The following is a 15,672-nucleotide window of genomic DNA, read 5'->3' on the forward strand; positions in this document are numbered from 1 at the left end:
GGGGCTACGTTTCAGGGATGTCCGAGCAGCTGTGGCCGACCTCTCCCCGCGTCGTCGAAGTGGCACTGGCGGTGCCGCTGTTTCGTACGTTCGCGTACAGCGTGCCGGCGGAGATGGCGTGGCCCATTGCGCCGGGCACCCGGGTGCTGGTGCCGTTCCGCAACCGCACGGAGATCGGCATCTGTCTCGGGGACACGGAGCCGCCGGCGGGGGTAACGCTCAAGGCCTTGCGAGCGGTGGTCGACGACACGCCCTCGCTGCCGGCGCCGTTGCTGCAGACAGCGCGGTGGATCGCCGACTGGTACGCGGCGCCGCTGGGGCTCACGGTACGGGCCATGCTGCCCACCGCGCTGCTGCAACCGGGCGCCGCCGTGCCGGCGTCGCGGACGCAGCGCATGGTGCACCTGGTGCAGGAGTTGCCCTCGCTGTTGCAGCGCGAGCAGGCGTTTGCGCGCGCCCGGCAGCAGCGCGCGGTGTACGAGCTGCTCGAGGCGCAGGGCGGCGCGGCGTCGCTCGAGTCGCTGCGCGCGCAGGCGGGGTGTTCGGCCAGCGTCTTCACGGCCATGGCGAAGCGCGGGCTCATTGCGGTGCGCGACGAATCAGTGCAGCGCGATCCGTTCGCCGCGCGCGCCGGCGTGGCACCACCGCCGCATCCCTCGCCGGCGCAGCGCGCCGCCATCGAGGCCATCCTGGCGGGTGACCCCGGGCAGGTGTTCCTGCTGCACGGCATCACCGGCAGCGGGAAGACGCTCGTGTATATCGAAGTGCTGCGCGCCGTGCTGCGTACGCAGGGGCGCACGGCCATCGTGCTGGTCCCCGAAATCGCCCTCACTTCGCAAACGGTCGATCGCTTCCGCGGGGCCTTCGGCGACGACGTGGCGGTGTTGCACTCGGGGCTCAGCGATGGGGAGCGGTTCGACGCGTGGCAAGCGCTCCGTCGCGGCGAGCGTCGCATCGCCGTGGGCGCGCGCTCGGCGCTCTTTGCCCCCCTCGAGCGGGTCGGCGTGGTGATCGTGGACGAGGAGCACGAGAGCAGCTACAAGCAGTCGGAAACGCCACGATACCATGCGCGCGAGGCGGCCATTGTGCGTGCCCGCGCCGAGGGGGCGCTGGTGGTGCTGGGCAGCGCCACGCCGAGTCTCGAGAGTTGGGAACGGGCCGATCGTGGACAGGCGGTGCGCCTCACGTTGCCGGATCGGGCGGGCGGTGCGCAGCTGCCGCCGGTGCAGCTGGTGGACATGCGGCGCGCCGTCAAGGAAGCACTGGCCACCCGCGCGCCGCAGGCGCCGTACGATCCCATGCTGAGTGTCTTCAGCCCCGCGCTGCTCGCGGCCATCGAATCCCGCCTCACACGCGGTGAGCAGAGCCTGCTGCTGCTCAACCGGCGCGGGTTCGCCGCCTTCGTGCAGTGCCAGGGGTGCGGCGATGTGCAGGTGTGCCCGCACTGCAGCATTTCGCTCACGTATCATCGCGTTCCCGAGTCGCTGGTGTGCCACTACTGCCAGCATCACGCCGACGTTCCCGCCAGCTGCGCGCGCTGCGGGCACGCCACGCTGCAGCGGCGGGGGCTGGGGACGCAGCAGGTGGAGAAGCTCGTGGCCGAACGGTTCCCCGAGGCCCGCATTGCGCGCATGGATGTGGACACCACGAGCGGGAAATGGGCCCACACGCAGATTCTCGATCGCGTGGGCCGTCAGGAGGTGGACATCCTGCTGGGCACGCAGATGATCGCCAAGGGGCTCGACTTTCCCAACGTGACGCTGGTGGGCGTGGTGGATGCCGACACCGGGCTCAACCTGCCCGACTTCCGGGCCTCCGAGCGCACCTTTCAGCTGCTCAGTCAGGTGGCGGGGCGCGCCGGCCGCGGGCCCAAGGGCGGTGATGTGATCGTGCAGACGCGCATGCCGCATGCCCATGCCGTGACCCATGCCCTGACGCACGATTTCGTGGGGTTCGTGCACGAGGAGTTGGGGGCACGTCGCCACCCTGCCTATCCGCCATTCGTACACATTGCCAACGTCATCGTGAGCGGCGTGCATCAGGGTGCCACGGCGGCGGCGGCCACGGCGGCGGCCGAGTGGGTGACGCAACTCATGCAGCGGCAGGGGCTGCGGGATCTCGTGCTCGTGGGGCCGGCCCCGTGCCCCATCGATCGGATCAAGGATCGCTGGCGGTGGCATTTCCTGCTCAAGAGTTCGCAGCCGCGGCTCATGACGCGCGTGGCCGGCTACGTGGCCGAACGGTGTCCGGTGCCGGCGGATTCGGAGCTGCGGCTGGTGGTGGATCGCGATCCGGTGAGTCTGTTGTAGTATTCCGATATGGCCTCTACCCTCGACCGACTTCCGCCGTACGTGTTCTACGAGCTCGACGCCCGCCGCGCGCACCACCGCGCGCAGGGGCGCACGCTCATCGACGTGGGGATCGGCAGCCCCGATGGGCCCATCCCGCCCGTGGTGGTGGAGGCGATGCAGCGCGTCGCGGCCGACCGGGCATTGAGCGGCTACCCGTACTTCCGGGCTGATCCTGCCTTTGCCGCCGCCGCCACCACCTATCTCGCCCAGCGCTTCGGGGTCACGGTAGATCCCGCGCGCGAGTTCCTCGCCCTCGCCGGCTCGAAGGAGGGGATCGCGGAGCTCATTCTCGCCCACGTGAACCCCGGCGAGGCGGTGCTGGTGCCGGAGGTGTACTACCCGGTGTATGCGCGGGCCACGCTGCTGGCGGGGGCGGAGCCGGTGTTCATGCCGTTCCTGCTCGACGGCCGGCTCGACCTCGATGCCATCCCGGCCGAGCCGCTGTCGCGCGCGAAGGTGATGATCATGAATTACCCGGGCAACCCCACCACCGCGTCGGTGTCGCTCGACGAGCTGGCGCGATACGTGGCGTTCGCCGAGCGGCATGGCCTGCTGCTGCTGAGCGACCTCGCCTACAGTGAGCTGTCGTTCGATGGGTTTGCCGTGCCGAGTGTGCTGCAGGTGCCCGGCGCCGCGCGGGTGGCGGTGGAGACGCACACGTGCAGCAAGAGCTTCAACATGGCGGGGGTGCGCATTGCCTTCGTGGCTGGCCAGCACGCGGCCATCGCGCGGCTCGATGCCTATCGCTCGAACATCGGCTACGGCGTGAGCACGTTTGCACAGATGGCGGGCGCGGCAGCGTTCGCGAATGCGGCCACCATCGTACCGCCCATCGTGGCGGAGTACCGCACGCGACGCGATGCCATTGTGGCGGCGTTCAACGCCGGGGGGTGGCCGGTGCAGGCGCCGCGGTCGACGATGTACCTGTGGCTCGACGTGCCGGCGGGCTTTGGCGACTGGGAGTGGGTCGATGCGCTCATGGCAGGCCCCGGCGTCGTGGTCACCCCGGGGATCACGTTCGGCGACGCGGGGCGGGGGAAGTTCCGGGTGTCACTCGTGCAGAGTGCGGAGCGGCTGGAAGCGGCGGCGCAGGGCATCATCGCCGCGGCGAGACGGTGAGATTCGAGAGGTGAGCTGGAGAATCGAATTGCCAGCGTGAGAGGTGGGCTCGGATAGAGGTGAGAGGTGCGTTGGCCAGAAGTGAGAGGTGCGGGGAAAACGAAAGCCCCCCGAGCGCGCTGCGCCGGGGGGCTGTACTGCACTGGTGCGGTTACTTCGCGGCGGGCTTGGGCTCGGCCAGTGCAATGTCCCACTGCACCTGCACTTCGGGCTGGATGGGGTTGAGCTTGGAGTCGTAGCTCACGCCGTAGTCCATACGGTTGATCGCGAACTGCCCGCGGAAACGCCCCATGCCTCCTTCGTAGAACACCATCGTGGCGGGCACCGTGATGCGCTTGGTCGTGCCGCGCACCGTGAGATCGCCGGTGATGTCGAGCTTGTTCGCGCCGGTGGACTTCACGCTCACCGACTTGAAGGTGATGTTCGGGTGCTTCTCGACGTCGAAAAAGTCGGCGCTGCGCAGGTGCCCGTCGCGGCGTTCCACCCGCGTGTTGATACTGGCGGCATCAATGGTGATGGCGACCGACGAATTCTCCCACTTGGCGGCGTCGAGCTTCACGTCGGCCTCCCACTTCCCGAAGAAGCCGTGGGCGCTGAGCATGCGCGAGTCGGCGACGAAGTTGATCTCGCTGTGCGCCTTGTCGATGGTGTGCGGCTTGGCGTCGGACAGCGGACGGGCGGCAACGAACAGCGGCAGCGCCAGCAGGGCGGCCAGGCGGCGGGTGGCGAACATGGTGCGGTCCTCGAGTGTTGGCGATGAAGGGATGCGGGGCGGGATGGAGTATGGACCCGGCAGCGTTCGGTCAGACGATGGTTCGACAAGCAATGGTTCATTGGTAAGATACTGGATCGATCGCAATGCGCAACCCCTGCCTGCGCCTTGTTTGCAGGCACGAGCGCCGGTGATCTTTCGGTGTTGCCCCCGATGTATCCCCCGCGCCCGCGTCCATGACCGCTCCGGTACCCGCCCACGTTGACGAACAGCCGCTCGACGCCCCCGTTCCCCAGCCGGTGCTGCCCGATCGCGCCGACGCCCCAGTGTCCGAGGTGGCCGAGCGGTTCCTGCGCACCGTGGTGGCGGACGTCCCGCTGGCGCTGATCGAGGAGCTTCACCTCTTCTCGCCCTTGCGTCAGGGCACCGTGGAAACGGGGATCGCCGTACTCGCGGCGCGGGTGCCGCTGGCCCTCGCCGCAGAGCCGCTGGCTGATCAGCAGGCCGATGACCCGCAGCTGCCGCTCGCCGGCGATGCGCAGCACGTCGAGGCGATTGAGCCGGGGCTGCCGGACGCCCTGGACGGTGACGACGATGACCAGGACGCGTTGCCGGTGATCGCCACGGCGGGCGACGACGATGATGACGTGTCGTACCTCGAGGAACTCGCCGCCGACGCCTCGGCCGACGAGGGTGACGAAGCCGAGGCCGTGGCGCTCGAAGCAGCGCCCGCGACGGTGCGCCCCGTCCGGCACACCGTCTATACCGCGCGCTATCGGTACGTCATCAAGGGCCCGGAGCGCGGCAAGTGGGAGTCGAGCATCAAGGCCGAAGCCGATGCGCCGCTCATCACCGTGGAAACGGTGGTGCGCGGCGTGCAGCGCCGTGCCGGAGAGGATTCGGAGATCGTGCGCTACACGGCGGCGCAGCTGGCCAAGGCACTGCGGCTGCCCTTCCCCGAGTAGCGGTCCGCTTCCGTTTCGTGACCCATCCCTCCACCGACGCGGCCGTCGCTGCCGACAAGGAAGCGTTTCGTGCCTTTCTGCGCGACCACAACCTGCCGGCCACCGCGCAGCGTCTGGCCATAGCCGATGTGGTGCTCGGAACCGACCGCCACCTGTCGGCGGAAGAGGTGGCCACGGAGCTGCGCAGCCGTGGCGCGTCGGCCGGTACCGCTACCGTCTACCGCACGCTCGACGTACTCGTGCGCAGCGGCCTGGTGGTGGAGCGCGACTTTGGCGAGGGGTTCAAGCGCTACGAAGCGTCGCGTGGCGTGCCGCACCACGAACATCTGCTCTGTACGGTGTGTGGTCGCGTGACGGAGTTTCGCGACGAGCGCCTCGAGCGCATGACGACCCTGTTGGCCGAAGCCCACGATTTCTCACGCCAGCGGCATCGGCTGGTCATCTACGGCCTGTGCGGCGACTGTCGCCGAGGCCGACTCTCCGGAACTGCCCGTGGCTCCTGAATCCCTGACCGTGCTGGTGGCGTTCACCGCGGGGCTGCTCAGCTTCCTGAGCCCCTGCGTGCTGCCGCTGGTGCCCAGCTATGTCACGTTTATCACGGGCATGGGACTCGACGATGTGTCGCGCGCCCGACGGACGGCACTGCTGCACTCCGTGCTGTTCGTGCTCGGCTTCACTTTCATCTTCGTGGCGCTGGGAGCCGGTGCGTCGGCCTTCGGCCAGCTCCTTCGCGAGTATCGCGTGTGGATTGCGCGCGTAGGCGGGGTGATGATGGTACTCATGGGGCTGTGGATGCTCGACGTCATCAAGCTGGGCGCGCTGCAGCAGGAGCGGCGCTTCCACCTGAGCGACAAGCCACTGGGCTATCTGGGCACGGTGTTCGTGGGGATCGCCTTCGGCGCGGGATGGACGCCGTGCCTTGGCCCCACACTGGGCGCCATTCTCCTGCTCGCGGCCAACGAAACCGAGCTGGCCAAGGGCATTGGCCTGCTCACGGCCTACTCGATGGGACTGGCCGTGCCCTTCCTGCTGAGCGCCCTCGCCATCGAGCGATTCCTCGGCTTCTTCCAGAAGTTCAAGCACAACATTGGTCGCGTGAACCGCCTGGCCGGCATCCTGCTGGTCATCGTGGGGCTTCTCATGTTCACCGGCTGGTTCGAGCGCCTTGCCGCCTGGCTGCAGCCGCTCACGCCGGCGTTTCTGGTCGAGCGGCTGTAGGCTTGGCGGCGCGGGGGCCCACCCACGCGCTCACCTGGCCTCGATGGCGTCGAGCAGCTGCTGGCGGCGCAGCATGTCGGCGTAGCGGCCGTTGTGCGCCACGAGTTGTTCGTGGCTGCCCGATTCCACCACGCGTCCTGCGTCGAGGACGATGATGTGATCGGCTTCGCGCACGGTGCTCACACGATGTGAGGCGATGAGCGCCGTGCGATCGGCGAGCGCCTCGCGCAGCCCGTGCAGAATGGCTGCCTCGGTGTGGGTATCGACGGCGCTCAGCGCATCGTCGAGCAGCACGATATCGGGTTGTCGCGCGAGCGCCCGCGCGAGGGCCGCGCGCTGCTTCTGTCCCCCCGACAGGTTGATGCCGCGCTCGCCCAACCGCGTGTCGTAGCCGGCAGGGAGCCCGGCGATGGTATCGGCGAGCTGCGCGATGCGCGTCGCCTGGTCCCGACGCGCCGCCACGTGTGTGTCCGACGCGTTGCCGGCGAGGCCATAGGTGATGTTGTCGCCCACGGTTTCACTGAAGAGCAGCGACTCCTGAGGCACATAGCCGACGGCGGCACGCAGGGTGGCCAGCGGAATATCCCGGATGTTGACGCCGTCGATGAGAATCTCGCCCACCTGCGGCTCGTACAGGCGCGGCAGGAGATCCATGAGAGCGCTCTTGCCCGATCCGGTGGCGCCCACGATGGCCAAAGTACCGCCGGCGGGAATCGTGAACGACACGTCGCGCAGCACCCAGCGCACTTCGTCGGACGCGGGGAAATGAAACGACACGTTCCGGTACTCGATGCGGCGGCCGGTGCCCCCGGCGGGCAGGTGAGCCATTCCCGTGTCGTGCACCGTTACGGGCGATGCGTCGAGCAGCTGCAGCACACGCGTGAGTGACGCCGCGCCGCGCTGGAAAAGATTCGTGGTCCACCCCAGCGCGATGAGTGGCCAGGTGAGCATCCCCAGGTAGATGGTGAATGCCACATAGCTGCCCACGGTGAGCTGCGCCTCGATGAGCAGCGTGCCGCCCGCGGCGATGGTGACGGCCATGCCGAGTCCGGCGAGCAAGGCAAAGCCGGGACTCATGAGGCCGTTGAGTCGGGCGAGCGCCATGTTGGCGTCGAGGTACTCCTCACCCAGCTGGTTCCAGCGCGCCATTTCGGCGCCTTCCTGGCGGTACGCGCGCACGACGCGCACGCCGGCGAGATTCTCCTGCGCGCGCGTGCTGAGGCGACTGAACTGCTCCTGCGCGTGTTCGAAGCGCGTATGCACCAGCTTGCCGAGGCGCAGCATGAGCACGGGCAGTCCGATCATGGGGAGGAGTGCCAGTGCCGTCAGTCGCGGCGAGATGCGCACCATCATGGTGAGTGCGAACAGGCCACCGGCAAGGGTATTGGCGAAGTACATGATGGCTGGCCCAGCGGCCATGCGTACGGCGCTGAGGTCGTTGGTGAGGCGGGCCATGAGGTCGCCGGTGCGCCAGGCGGCGTACCACCCGGCATCGAGGGTGGTGAGCCGTTCGAAGAGCTGGCGCCGGAGGTCGGTTTCGATGCGCCGGCTCACGCCGTTCATGGTGAAGCGCATGGTGAAGCGCAGCAGGCCACTGGCGAGGGCGGTGACGAGCATCACCATGGCCAGTCCCAGGAGATCGCGCGCGGCGGCGCCCTCGCGCATGCTGTCGAGGCCGCGCTGCAGGAAGGAGGGCTGCAGCGCGACGAGGGCGGACGAGGTAACGACCGCTGCCAGCCCCAGCGCAACTTGCAGGCGGTAGGGGTGGTAGTATGGGAGCAGTCGGCGCAGCGTGCGCCACGCCTTCACCTTGCCTTCCTCACTCGGGAGTCTGCCCATGCGTCAATATATCCGTTCGCGTCGTGCGGTCCTGGCTACCACCCTCACCTCGGCGGCGCTCGTCGCGCTTGCCGCCTGCGGTGACACGGGCGCCGACAGCAGCGCGCTCGCGAGCGATTCGGCACTGGGGCGCGACCTCGCACTCGCGCAGCAGGACGGCGCGTCGCAACCGCAGTTGCAGGACATTTCCGCAGCACCGGAACCGTCGCCGGCGCCGGAGCCCACGGTCGCCCCGGCGCCGCGTCCGGCGCCGCGTCCGGCGCCACGTCCCACGCGGCCGGCGCCACGTCCCACCGCGGCCGCGCCGGCGCCGGCGCCCGCGCCTGCCGCGCCGGTGAGTGGTACGGTGGCGAGCGGCACGCGCCTCTCGTTCTCGTCGTCGTCGAAGGTGTGCAGCAATACGATGCCGGTGGGCGAGAAGTTCACCGCGGAGCTCTCCGAGTCGGTGAGCGCGAGCAACGGCGTGAGCATCCCGGCCGGCGCCACGGGCACCTTCGAGGTGGTGGAGGCCAAGACGGCGCGCAACAGCAACGACGAGACCACCCTGCGCGTGCGCCTGGTGTCGGTGCAGTTCGGCGACCGGACATATCCGGTGGAGAGCACCGTGCAGACGGCGAGCACCGAGCGGGTCCGTAGCGCGACCAAGGGTACCGACGCCAAGAAGGTGGCGGGCGGCGCCATTCTGGGCGCCATCGCGGGTCAGGTGATCGGCAAGAGCACCAGGGGCACGGTGATCGGTGCGGCCGCGGGCGCGGCCGCAGGCACGGCGGCGGCAGCCGCGACGGCCAACTTCGACACGTGCATCAACAGTGGGGCGATGATTGCGGTCACGTTGGACGCGCCAGTGACGGTGCGGCCGGCGCCGGTGCCGTGACCGCGCGCTCAACGCTCAGCGCTCAGAGCTGAGTGCTGAGCGTTGAGCTGGCAGCAGGAGAGTTGAGCCCGGATCGCGGTGAGAGTTGAGCTGGCTAGCAGCGAGAGTTGAGGTGCTCAACTCTCACCGCTAGAGCGCTCAACTCTCACTGCTATCCGGGCTCACGTCTCCTTCTCACGTCTCTTTCTCACGTCTCCGTCTCACCCCTCAGTAACCCACCGCCCCCCCCGAGCGCCGGGGTTCCGGTTGCCCCTCCCATCCCCCTTTCACGCGCATGATCGCGTTCACGTTCACGAGGCTGCGGACTTCGCGCATGGCGTGACCGAAGGCGCGCAGGGAGTCGAGCACGGTGGGGCGAACACCGCCGGCTTCGAAGGTGAGGGAATCGGGGAGCGCCTGATGATGAATGCGGGGGGCGCGCATGGCATCGGCCAGCGTCATGCGATGTTCGATGACGTTGAGAATGACCTGGCTGGTGCCCGTGATGATGGTGGGGCCGCCGGCAGCCCCCGCCACGAGCAGCACCTGATCGCGCGAGTCGAGCACAATGGTGGGGGCCATGGCGCTCAGCATGCGCTTGCCCGGCTGAATGGCGTTCGCTTCGCCCTGTACGAGGCCGAACATGTTGGGCTTCCCCGGCTGCGCGGCGAAGTCATCCATCTCGTCGTTCAGCATGAAGCCCGCGCCGCGCACCCACACGCCCGAGCCCCACGAGTTGTTGAGCGTGGTGGTGGTGGAGACCGCATTGCCCCGCGCGTCCACCACGGCATAGTGCGTGGTGTGTTCGGGCTCGCGCGCGGCTTGCGCCATGAGTGGCTCGAGGTCTCGCGTTGGTGTGGCGCGGGTATCGGCGATGGTAGCCTTGAGGCGCGCCGCGTAGCTCTTGCTCGTGAGCTGGGCGAGTGGCACCGGCACGAAGGCGGGGTCGGCCAGCTTCGCGTTGCGGTCGATGAAGGCCCGCTGGTACGCACTCCCCACGAGATGGAACCAGCGGGTGCTGCCGTAGGCGGGCAGTGTCGGATATTGCTCGAGCACGTTGAGCGCCTCGGCGGTGGTCACGCCGCCGCTCGAGGACGGCGGCATGGAGAGCAGCGCGTAGCCGCGATACGTGGTGCGGATGGGCGTGCGCCACACCGGCGCATAGGTGGCGAGATCGGCCCGGGTGATGATGCCGGTCGTGCCCTCGGCGCCGCGCTGCATTTCGGCCACCAGCGAGTCGGCCACCCAGCCGCTGTAGAAGGCCCGCGCGCCCTGATCGGCGATGGCCTGCAGCGTGCGCGCGAGGTCGGGCTGCACGAGGCGTGCGCCCGCCGCCAGCGGCGTGCCGTTGGGAGTGAACGGCGACTGGCGCTGGAAGCGCAGCAACATCTTCGAGGCGCGTTCGATGGACGTGGCCAGCGCGGTGTCCACCACGAAGCCGTCGCGTGCCAGCCGGATGGCCGGCTGCATGACCTTCGAAAGCGGCATGGTGCCGTAGCGTTCGAGCAGGGCGGTCAGCCCCGCGACCGCCCCCGGCACACCCGAGGCAAGGTGCCCGTAGATGCTCTTGTCGGTGAGCTTGCCGTTGGCGTCGAGGTACATGTCCCGCGTGGCCGCCAACGGTGCGATTTCGCGATAGTCGAGGGCGGCGGTGCGACCGTCCGCCAGCCGCACCACGGTATACCCACCGCCACCAATGTTCCCCGCCTCGGGCCACGTGACCGCCAGCGCGAACCCCAGCGCCACCGCCGCATCCACGGCGTTGCCGCCTTCGCGCATGATGTCGGCGGCGGCGGCGCTGGCCTCGCGGCTGTTGCTCACCGCCATGACCTGCGGGGCGAAGGTGGCGCGCTGCCCCGCCGGCAGACGCCAGCCGGCGGGGAACTGCGCCGCCGCCCGCTCGGGAATGGCGGGATCGCCGGGTTGCCCGGCGCCGGACACGTTCGCGGCCGTCACACCGGATGCGGAAGCGGACGTGGACGTGGACACGGACGTGCCCGCACAGGCACCCAGCACGGCAGCGGCGAGCAGCGTTGCACACCAGGAGCGCGGAGAGGGGACGCGCATGTCAGCTCCAGGAGGGATGGAAAGAGGCCACGAGACCGTTGCGGACCGGGCTAGAACTTGAAGCGCAAACTGGCACGTGTCGCCCGCGTGCGGTACGTGCGTCCCGTGTCATCGGGCAGGTTGTCCTTGCTGTGCCACCCGATGCCGAAGTCCTGCACCAGCGCGATGACCATACCCGGCGAGAGAGTATAGCCGAAGCCGAAGCCCATGGAGCCGGCGACGCCCATCTGCAGCGTCCCCGGGCCAATCGCCGCCGCCGTGGAGTCCCTCGTTCGGAGATTGCGAAAGCCGTTCACGCCGCCCTGTGCTTCGAAGAAGGTGTGAAAGCCCGGGCCGCCGCCGCTGCGGAATTGACCCATGAGCTGCCAGGTCTCCAGCTGCGCCTCGCAACTGGCGATGCACACCGCGCGGGGATCCGGTGCCACCTGGCCAGGGACCGCGAGTCGGGTGACGTTCACATCGACCACCCCGTACCCCAGCGATACCCCCAGCGTCGTGGCCGGGTCGAGTGCCTTCTCGAGCGTACCGCGCAACTGCCAGAGCGGGTCGTTGCCGAACTCCCACCGCGCGCTCGACGCGCCGTCGTTGATGGCCCCCAGGACCAGCCCCGCCGCGCCGCCCGAGAACCACCACCCCTGGCTGGGGCCGCGAGGAGGCGGTCCACCGGTCGGGGGGCGGCCGCGAATCTGGGCCTGAGCGCTGCCGGCACTCACCAGCAGCAGCAGGGCCAGCGTGGGCGCGAGACGACGGGCAACGGGGTGCCCGCTGCGCGGCACGCTGCTCCTACGAACGAAAGAAACCGGACGCACCGCGACTCCGAGGTTGACCTCCCGTTAAGTTACTCTGGCGTCCCCTCCAGAGGCACGGTTGCCCAGATTTCCGGCCCGCGGGGATGCCGCGCGAGGCCTGCGTCGGGTCCGCGTCCGCTCCTTCACCCGCATGCCGTGTCTGCTCCGACGCTCGACCCCCGGGTCACCGAACGTCGCAATCCGCGCACCGTCGACATCGATCTCGCGTCGCCGCTGGACATCGTCGACCTGATCAACGCCGAAGATCGCGCCGTGGCCGACGCGGTCGCCACACAGCGCGCGGTCATTGCGCAGGCGATCGCGGCCATCGAGCAGGCCTTTCGCGCCGGCCACCGACTGCTGTACGTGGGCGCCGGCACCTCGGGACGCCTCGGCGTGCTCGATGCGAGCGAATGCCCGCCCACCTTCGGTACCGACCCGCGCATGGTGGTGGGCATCATTGCCGGCGGCGATCACGCCCTGCGCAATCCCATTGAGGGCGCCGAAGACGATCCGGCGGCGGGAGCGGCGCAAATGGACGCGCAGGCGGTGACCGCCGGTGATGTGGTGGTGGGCATTGCGGCGAGTGGCACGACGCCGTTCGTGCGCGGGGCGCTCGCGCGCGCACGGGAACGTGGCGCCACGACCGGACTCATTGCCTGCAGTGAGCCGCCCGCCGTCATGCGCGCGCAAGCCGATTGGCTCATCCTGCCCATCGTGGGCCCCGAGGTGCTCACCGGCTCCACGCGGCTCAAGGCGGGCACCGCCACCAAGCTCGTGTGCAACATGCTCACCACCGGCGCCATGATTCGCGTGGGGAAGAGCTACGGCAACCTCATGGTGGACCTGCGGGCCACCAACGTGAAGCTGCAGGATCGCGCCGAGCGCATCGTGTGCGAGGTGACCGCGCTGGACCGTGATGCGGCGCGTGCCCTGCTGCAGCGGGCCGACGGTCGCGTGAAGCGCGCGTTGGTCATGCACGCCCTCCACGTGGACGCAGCCACCGCCGACGCGCAGCTCGAGGCCGCGGGCGGCGTCATTCGCAAGGTGGTACCCAACGCGCCACCCCCGGTGGGCCCATGACTGATCACGACGAACAGCTTTTCGTGGGGCTCATGTCGGGCACCTCGCTCGACGGCATCAGTGCGGCCGTGGTGAGCTTTCGCGAGGCACACGGCCGCGTGCAGCCCTCGCTGCGGCATTTCCTGCAGCGTCCGTACACCCCGGCCCAACGGGATCGGCTCGCCGGCGCCATGCAGCGCGGCTCGGCACGGGAGTACTGCCGCGTACACACCGACCTCGGCACCTGGCTTGGCGAAGCGGCGTGCGAGGCCCTGCAGCAGGCCGGCGTCGCGCCCGCGGAGGTGCGCGCCATTGCCTCGCACGGGCAGACGCTCTGGCACGAGCCCGGACACAGCACCTGGCAGATCGGCGACGCGGCCCGCATTGCCGAGCTCACGGGGTGCGCGGTGATCAGCGACTTCCGCACCCGTGACATGGCCGTGGGGGGGCAGGGCGCGCCGCTCGTGTCCATGGCCGACCAGCTGCTCTTCGCGCACGACACCGAGTGGCGGGCGCTGCAGAACATCGGCGGCATCGGCAACGTGACGCTCGTACCGCCCCGCACCCTGGCGGGGGGCGAGCCGGTGCGCGCCTTCGATACGGGCCCCGGCGTCGTCATGCTCGATGCGGTCACGCAGCAGCTGTTCGGCGAACCGTTCGATCGCGATGCCCGTATTGCCGTGACCGGGCGGGTGCTGGCGCCCGTGGTGCAGGCGCTGCTCGACCTGCCGTACCTGCACGAGCCTCCGCCCAAGAGCACGGGGCGCGAGCTGTTCACGCCAGCATTCGTGGAGGCGTTCGTGGCGCGCTGCCGCGAGGCGGGAGGGGCCGATGCCGACATCGTGGCCACCGCCGCCGCGTATACGGCCGCCACGATCGCCGATCAGTACACGCGCTGGCTCACCCCCATGCCGCACGACGTGGTGGTGTCGGGCGGCGGCGCACGTCATCCGTTCCTGCTGCGCTGTCTCGAGAACGCCTTCGCGGAGCAGGGCGAGCGGAACCAGCGCCCGGCGCCGGCCGTGCGCCATTTCGACACGCTCTTCTTCGACGCCGAGGCGAAGGAAGCGGTGGCGTTCGCGCTGCTCGGTTATCTCCATCTCACCGGACGGGCGGGCAACGTGCCCAGCGCCACCGGTGCGCGTGCGCCGCGGGTCCTGGGCGCATTGACTCCCGTTGCACCGAGTGTGTTGTCATGAGCGAACAGTCGCGGCGCGACCTCGCGCAGTTGCTGCTGCCGGTCATTCGCTGGAACGCCGATCGAGGCTTCACCGAAGCGCGTGCGCTCATCGATCAGGCGCTGCAGCGTGGTGTGGGAGGATTCCTCCTGGCGGGGGGCGAACAGGATGGCGTACGCGCGCTGGCCAAGGAGCTGCAGCTCAAGTCGAGGCATCCGCTGCTGTTGGCGGCGGAGCTGGAACGTGGGGCGGGGCAGCAGTTCGCCGGCGCCACCGGGCTGCCGCCGCTGGCCGCCATTACGGCCATGGGCGACATCGAGGCGTTACGTCGCGCGGCGCGGCTCACGGCACGCGAAGCGCGCACCATGGGGGTGAACTGGAATCTTGCTCCCGTGTGTGATCTCGACCTGCTGGCCGAGAACCCTATCCTTGGCACGCGGGCCATGGGCAATGACGCCCGCAAGGTGGCGCAGCTGGTGCAGGCGTGGATCGAAGCCACGCAGGCAGAAGGCGTAATGGCATGCGCGAAGCACTTTCCCGGGATCGGACGCGCCACGCGGGACCCGCACCGTGAAGCGGTGAGTGTGGACACGCCGGCCGATCAGCTCAAGGAGCTCGACCTGCATCCGTTTCGCACGGCCATCAGCGGCGGCGTGGCGAGCGTGATGACGGCGCATGTCGCGTATCCGGCGCTCGACTCCAGTCGTGCGCCCGCCACGCTCTCCCGGGAGCTGCTGCAGTGGCTGTTGCGACAGCAGCTCAAGTTCGACCATCTCATCGTGGCCGACGTCATGACGCTGCCGGGCGTGTGCGAGGGGCGCACGGTGGCCGACGCCTGCGTGCAGGCGCTGCGTGGCGGGTGCGACGTGCTGCTGGCCCCGGGCGACCTGGACACCACACTGGATGCGCTGGAGAAGGCGCTCGACGACGGGACGCTTGACCCCGAACGGGTGAAGCAATCGGTTCGTCGGCGACTCAAGTGGGCCCAGTGGGTGTCGCCCCCCAACGATTGGCGCCGCCCCAGTGGCGCCGACACGGCGTGGGGTGCACTGCTGGCCGACAAGGTGCTGCGCATTGAACAGGGGCCCATCCCGCCCATGGCGGGTGTCACCGAAGTGGCGCTGGTGGACGACGATGACGATGTGGAAGGACGGCGCCCCGATCGCACCGGCATCGTGGACGCGATGCGGTTGGCCGGCAACGATGCGCGTATCGTGAGCGCCCCCACGACGGCCAGCGCCGGGCCGTTCGTGATCGCACTCTTCGCCGACTACCTCCCCAACAAGGGGCGCTGCACGCTGCGTGAGGATACCGTGGCGGCCATCCGCGCCCTCGCGGCGCAGGCGGAGGCCATGCATCGCCAGGTGGTGCTGGTGGGACTCGGCGACCCACGCTGGGTGCAGCAGCTGGCCATGGCGGTGCCTACGGTCATTGCCTGGAACGGCGACCGGGTCATGCAGCAGGCGGCCGGGCGAGGATTGCTGCGGAAGCGATAACGCAACGCGATTGGACGGTGGTCG

13 protein-coding genes are annotated in these 15,672 nt (G+C 69.4%); 9 read left to right on the forward strand and 4 right to left on the reverse strand.

The window, feature by feature from the left end; all coding sequences use genetic code 11:
• The first annotated feature begins 17 nt into the window (after positions 1–17).
• On the forward strand, positions 18–2,309 hold the full coding sequence (gene priA, locus O9271_RS11280; protein ID WP_298269573.1) for a primosomal protein N': 2,292 nt from the start codon (positions 18–20) through the stop codon (positions 2,307–2,309).
• Positions 2,310–2,318: 9 nt separating this feature from the next.
• Positions 2,319–3,470 (forward strand): aminotransferase class I/II-fold pyridoxal phosphate-dependent enzyme, encoded by a 1,152-nt coding sequence (locus tag O9271_RS11285; RefSeq protein WP_298269575.1) that lies wholly within the window; start codon positions 2,319–2,321, stop codon positions 3,468–3,470.
• Positions 3,471–3,621: 151 nt separating this feature from the next.
• Here O9271_RS11285 and O9271_RS11290 read toward each other — a convergent pair whose 3' ends face one another.
• Positions 3,622–4,203 carry a YceI family protein gene (locus O9271_RS11290; protein ID WP_298269578.1) on the reverse strand — a complete coding sequence of 194 codons (582 nt, stop codon included), beginning with the start codon at positions 4,201–4,203 and terminating at the stop codon, positions 3,622–3,624.
• A 215-nt stretch (positions 4,204–4,418) separates the two neighbouring features.
• Between O9271_RS11290 and O9271_RS11295 the strand changes: the two genes are divergently transcribed.
• Genes O9271_RS11295 through O9271_RS11305 form a run of 3 tightly spaced genes read left to right on the forward strand, consistent with a single transcriptional unit; the run spans position 4,419 to position 6,365 of the window.
• A complete protein-coding gene (locus O9271_RS11295) occupies positions 4,419–5,147 on the forward strand; it encodes a hypothetical protein (protein ID WP_298269581.1) in 729 nt (242 codons plus the stop codon).
• 17 nt (positions 5,148–5,164) lie between these two features.
• Complete coding sequence (locus tag O9271_RS11300; protein ID WP_298269584.1) at positions 5,165–5,650, forward strand: transcriptional repressor; 486 nt, start codon at positions 5,165–5,167, stop codon at positions 5,648–5,650.
• A complete protein-coding gene (locus tag O9271_RS11305; RefSeq protein WP_298269586.1) occupies positions 5,640–6,365 on the forward strand; it encodes a cytochrome c biogenesis protein CcdA in 726 nt (241 codons plus the stop codon). Before O9271_RS11300 ends, O9271_RS11305 begins: the two co-directional genes overlap by 11 nt.
• A gap of 30 nt (positions 6,366–6,395) precedes the next feature.
• Here the strand turns inward: O9271_RS11305 and O9271_RS11310 are convergent, their stop codons facing one another.
• The gene (locus O9271_RS11310; RefSeq protein WP_298269588.1) at positions 6,396–8,204 is read right to left on the reverse strand and encodes an ABC transporter ATP-binding protein; all 1,809 of its coding nucleotides are present in this window, start codon (positions 8,202–8,204) and stop codon (positions 6,396–6,398) included.
• Between O9271_RS11310 and O9271_RS11315 the strand changes: the two genes are divergently transcribed.
• Positions 8,203–9,078, forward strand: coding sequence for a hypothetical protein (locus O9271_RS11315; RefSeq protein WP_298269590.1), 876 nt, complete (start codon positions 8,203–8,205; stop codon positions 9,076–9,078). The genes O9271_RS11310 and O9271_RS11315 overlap by 2 nt on opposite strands.
• A gap of 207 nt (positions 9,079–9,285) precedes the next feature.
• Here O9271_RS11315 and ggt read toward each other — a convergent pair whose 3' ends face one another.
• A complete protein-coding gene (gene ggt / locus O9271_RS11320; protein ID WP_298269592.1) occupies positions 9,286–11,124 on the reverse strand; it encodes a gamma-glutamyltransferase in 1,839 nt (612 codons plus the stop codon).
• A 50-nt stretch (positions 11,125–11,174) separates the two neighbouring features.
• Positions 11,175–11,900 carry a hypothetical protein gene (locus O9271_RS11325; RefSeq protein WP_298269594.1) on the reverse strand — a complete coding sequence of 242 codons (726 nt, stop codon included), beginning with the start codon at positions 11,898–11,900 and terminating at the stop codon, positions 11,175–11,177.
• 168 nt (positions 11,901–12,068) lie between these two features.
• Here O9271_RS11325 and murQ point away from each other — a divergent pair, with 168 nt between their 5' ends.
• The 3 genes from murQ to O9271_RS11340 are packed head-to-tail and all read left to right on the forward strand — an operon-like array spanning position 12,069 to position 15,648.
• Positions 12,069–12,995, forward strand: a complete 927-nt coding sequence (gene murQ, locus O9271_RS11330; RefSeq protein WP_298269596.1) for an N-acetylmuramic acid 6-phosphate etherase — start codon at positions 12,069–12,071, stop codon at positions 12,993–12,995.
• Positions 12,992–14,173, forward strand: a complete 1,182-nt coding sequence (locus O9271_RS11335) for an anhydro-N-acetylmuramic acid kinase (RefSeq protein WP_298269598.1) — start codon at positions 12,992–12,994, stop codon at positions 14,171–14,173. Before murQ ends, O9271_RS11335 begins: the two co-directional genes overlap by 4 nt.
• Positions 14,170–15,648, forward strand: a complete 1,479-nt coding sequence (locus O9271_RS11340; protein ID WP_298269600.1) for a glycoside hydrolase family 3 N-terminal domain-containing protein — start codon at positions 14,170–14,172, stop codon at positions 15,646–15,648. Before O9271_RS11335 ends, O9271_RS11340 begins: the two co-directional genes overlap by 4 nt.
• Positions 15,649–15,672 lie beyond the last annotated feature (24 nt).

It is taken from the genome of Gemmatimonas sp. (genome assembly GCF_027531815.1).
Taxonomy (GTDB): Bacteria; Gemmatimonadota; Gemmatimonadetes; order Gemmatimonadales; family Gemmatimonadaceae; genus Gemmatimonas.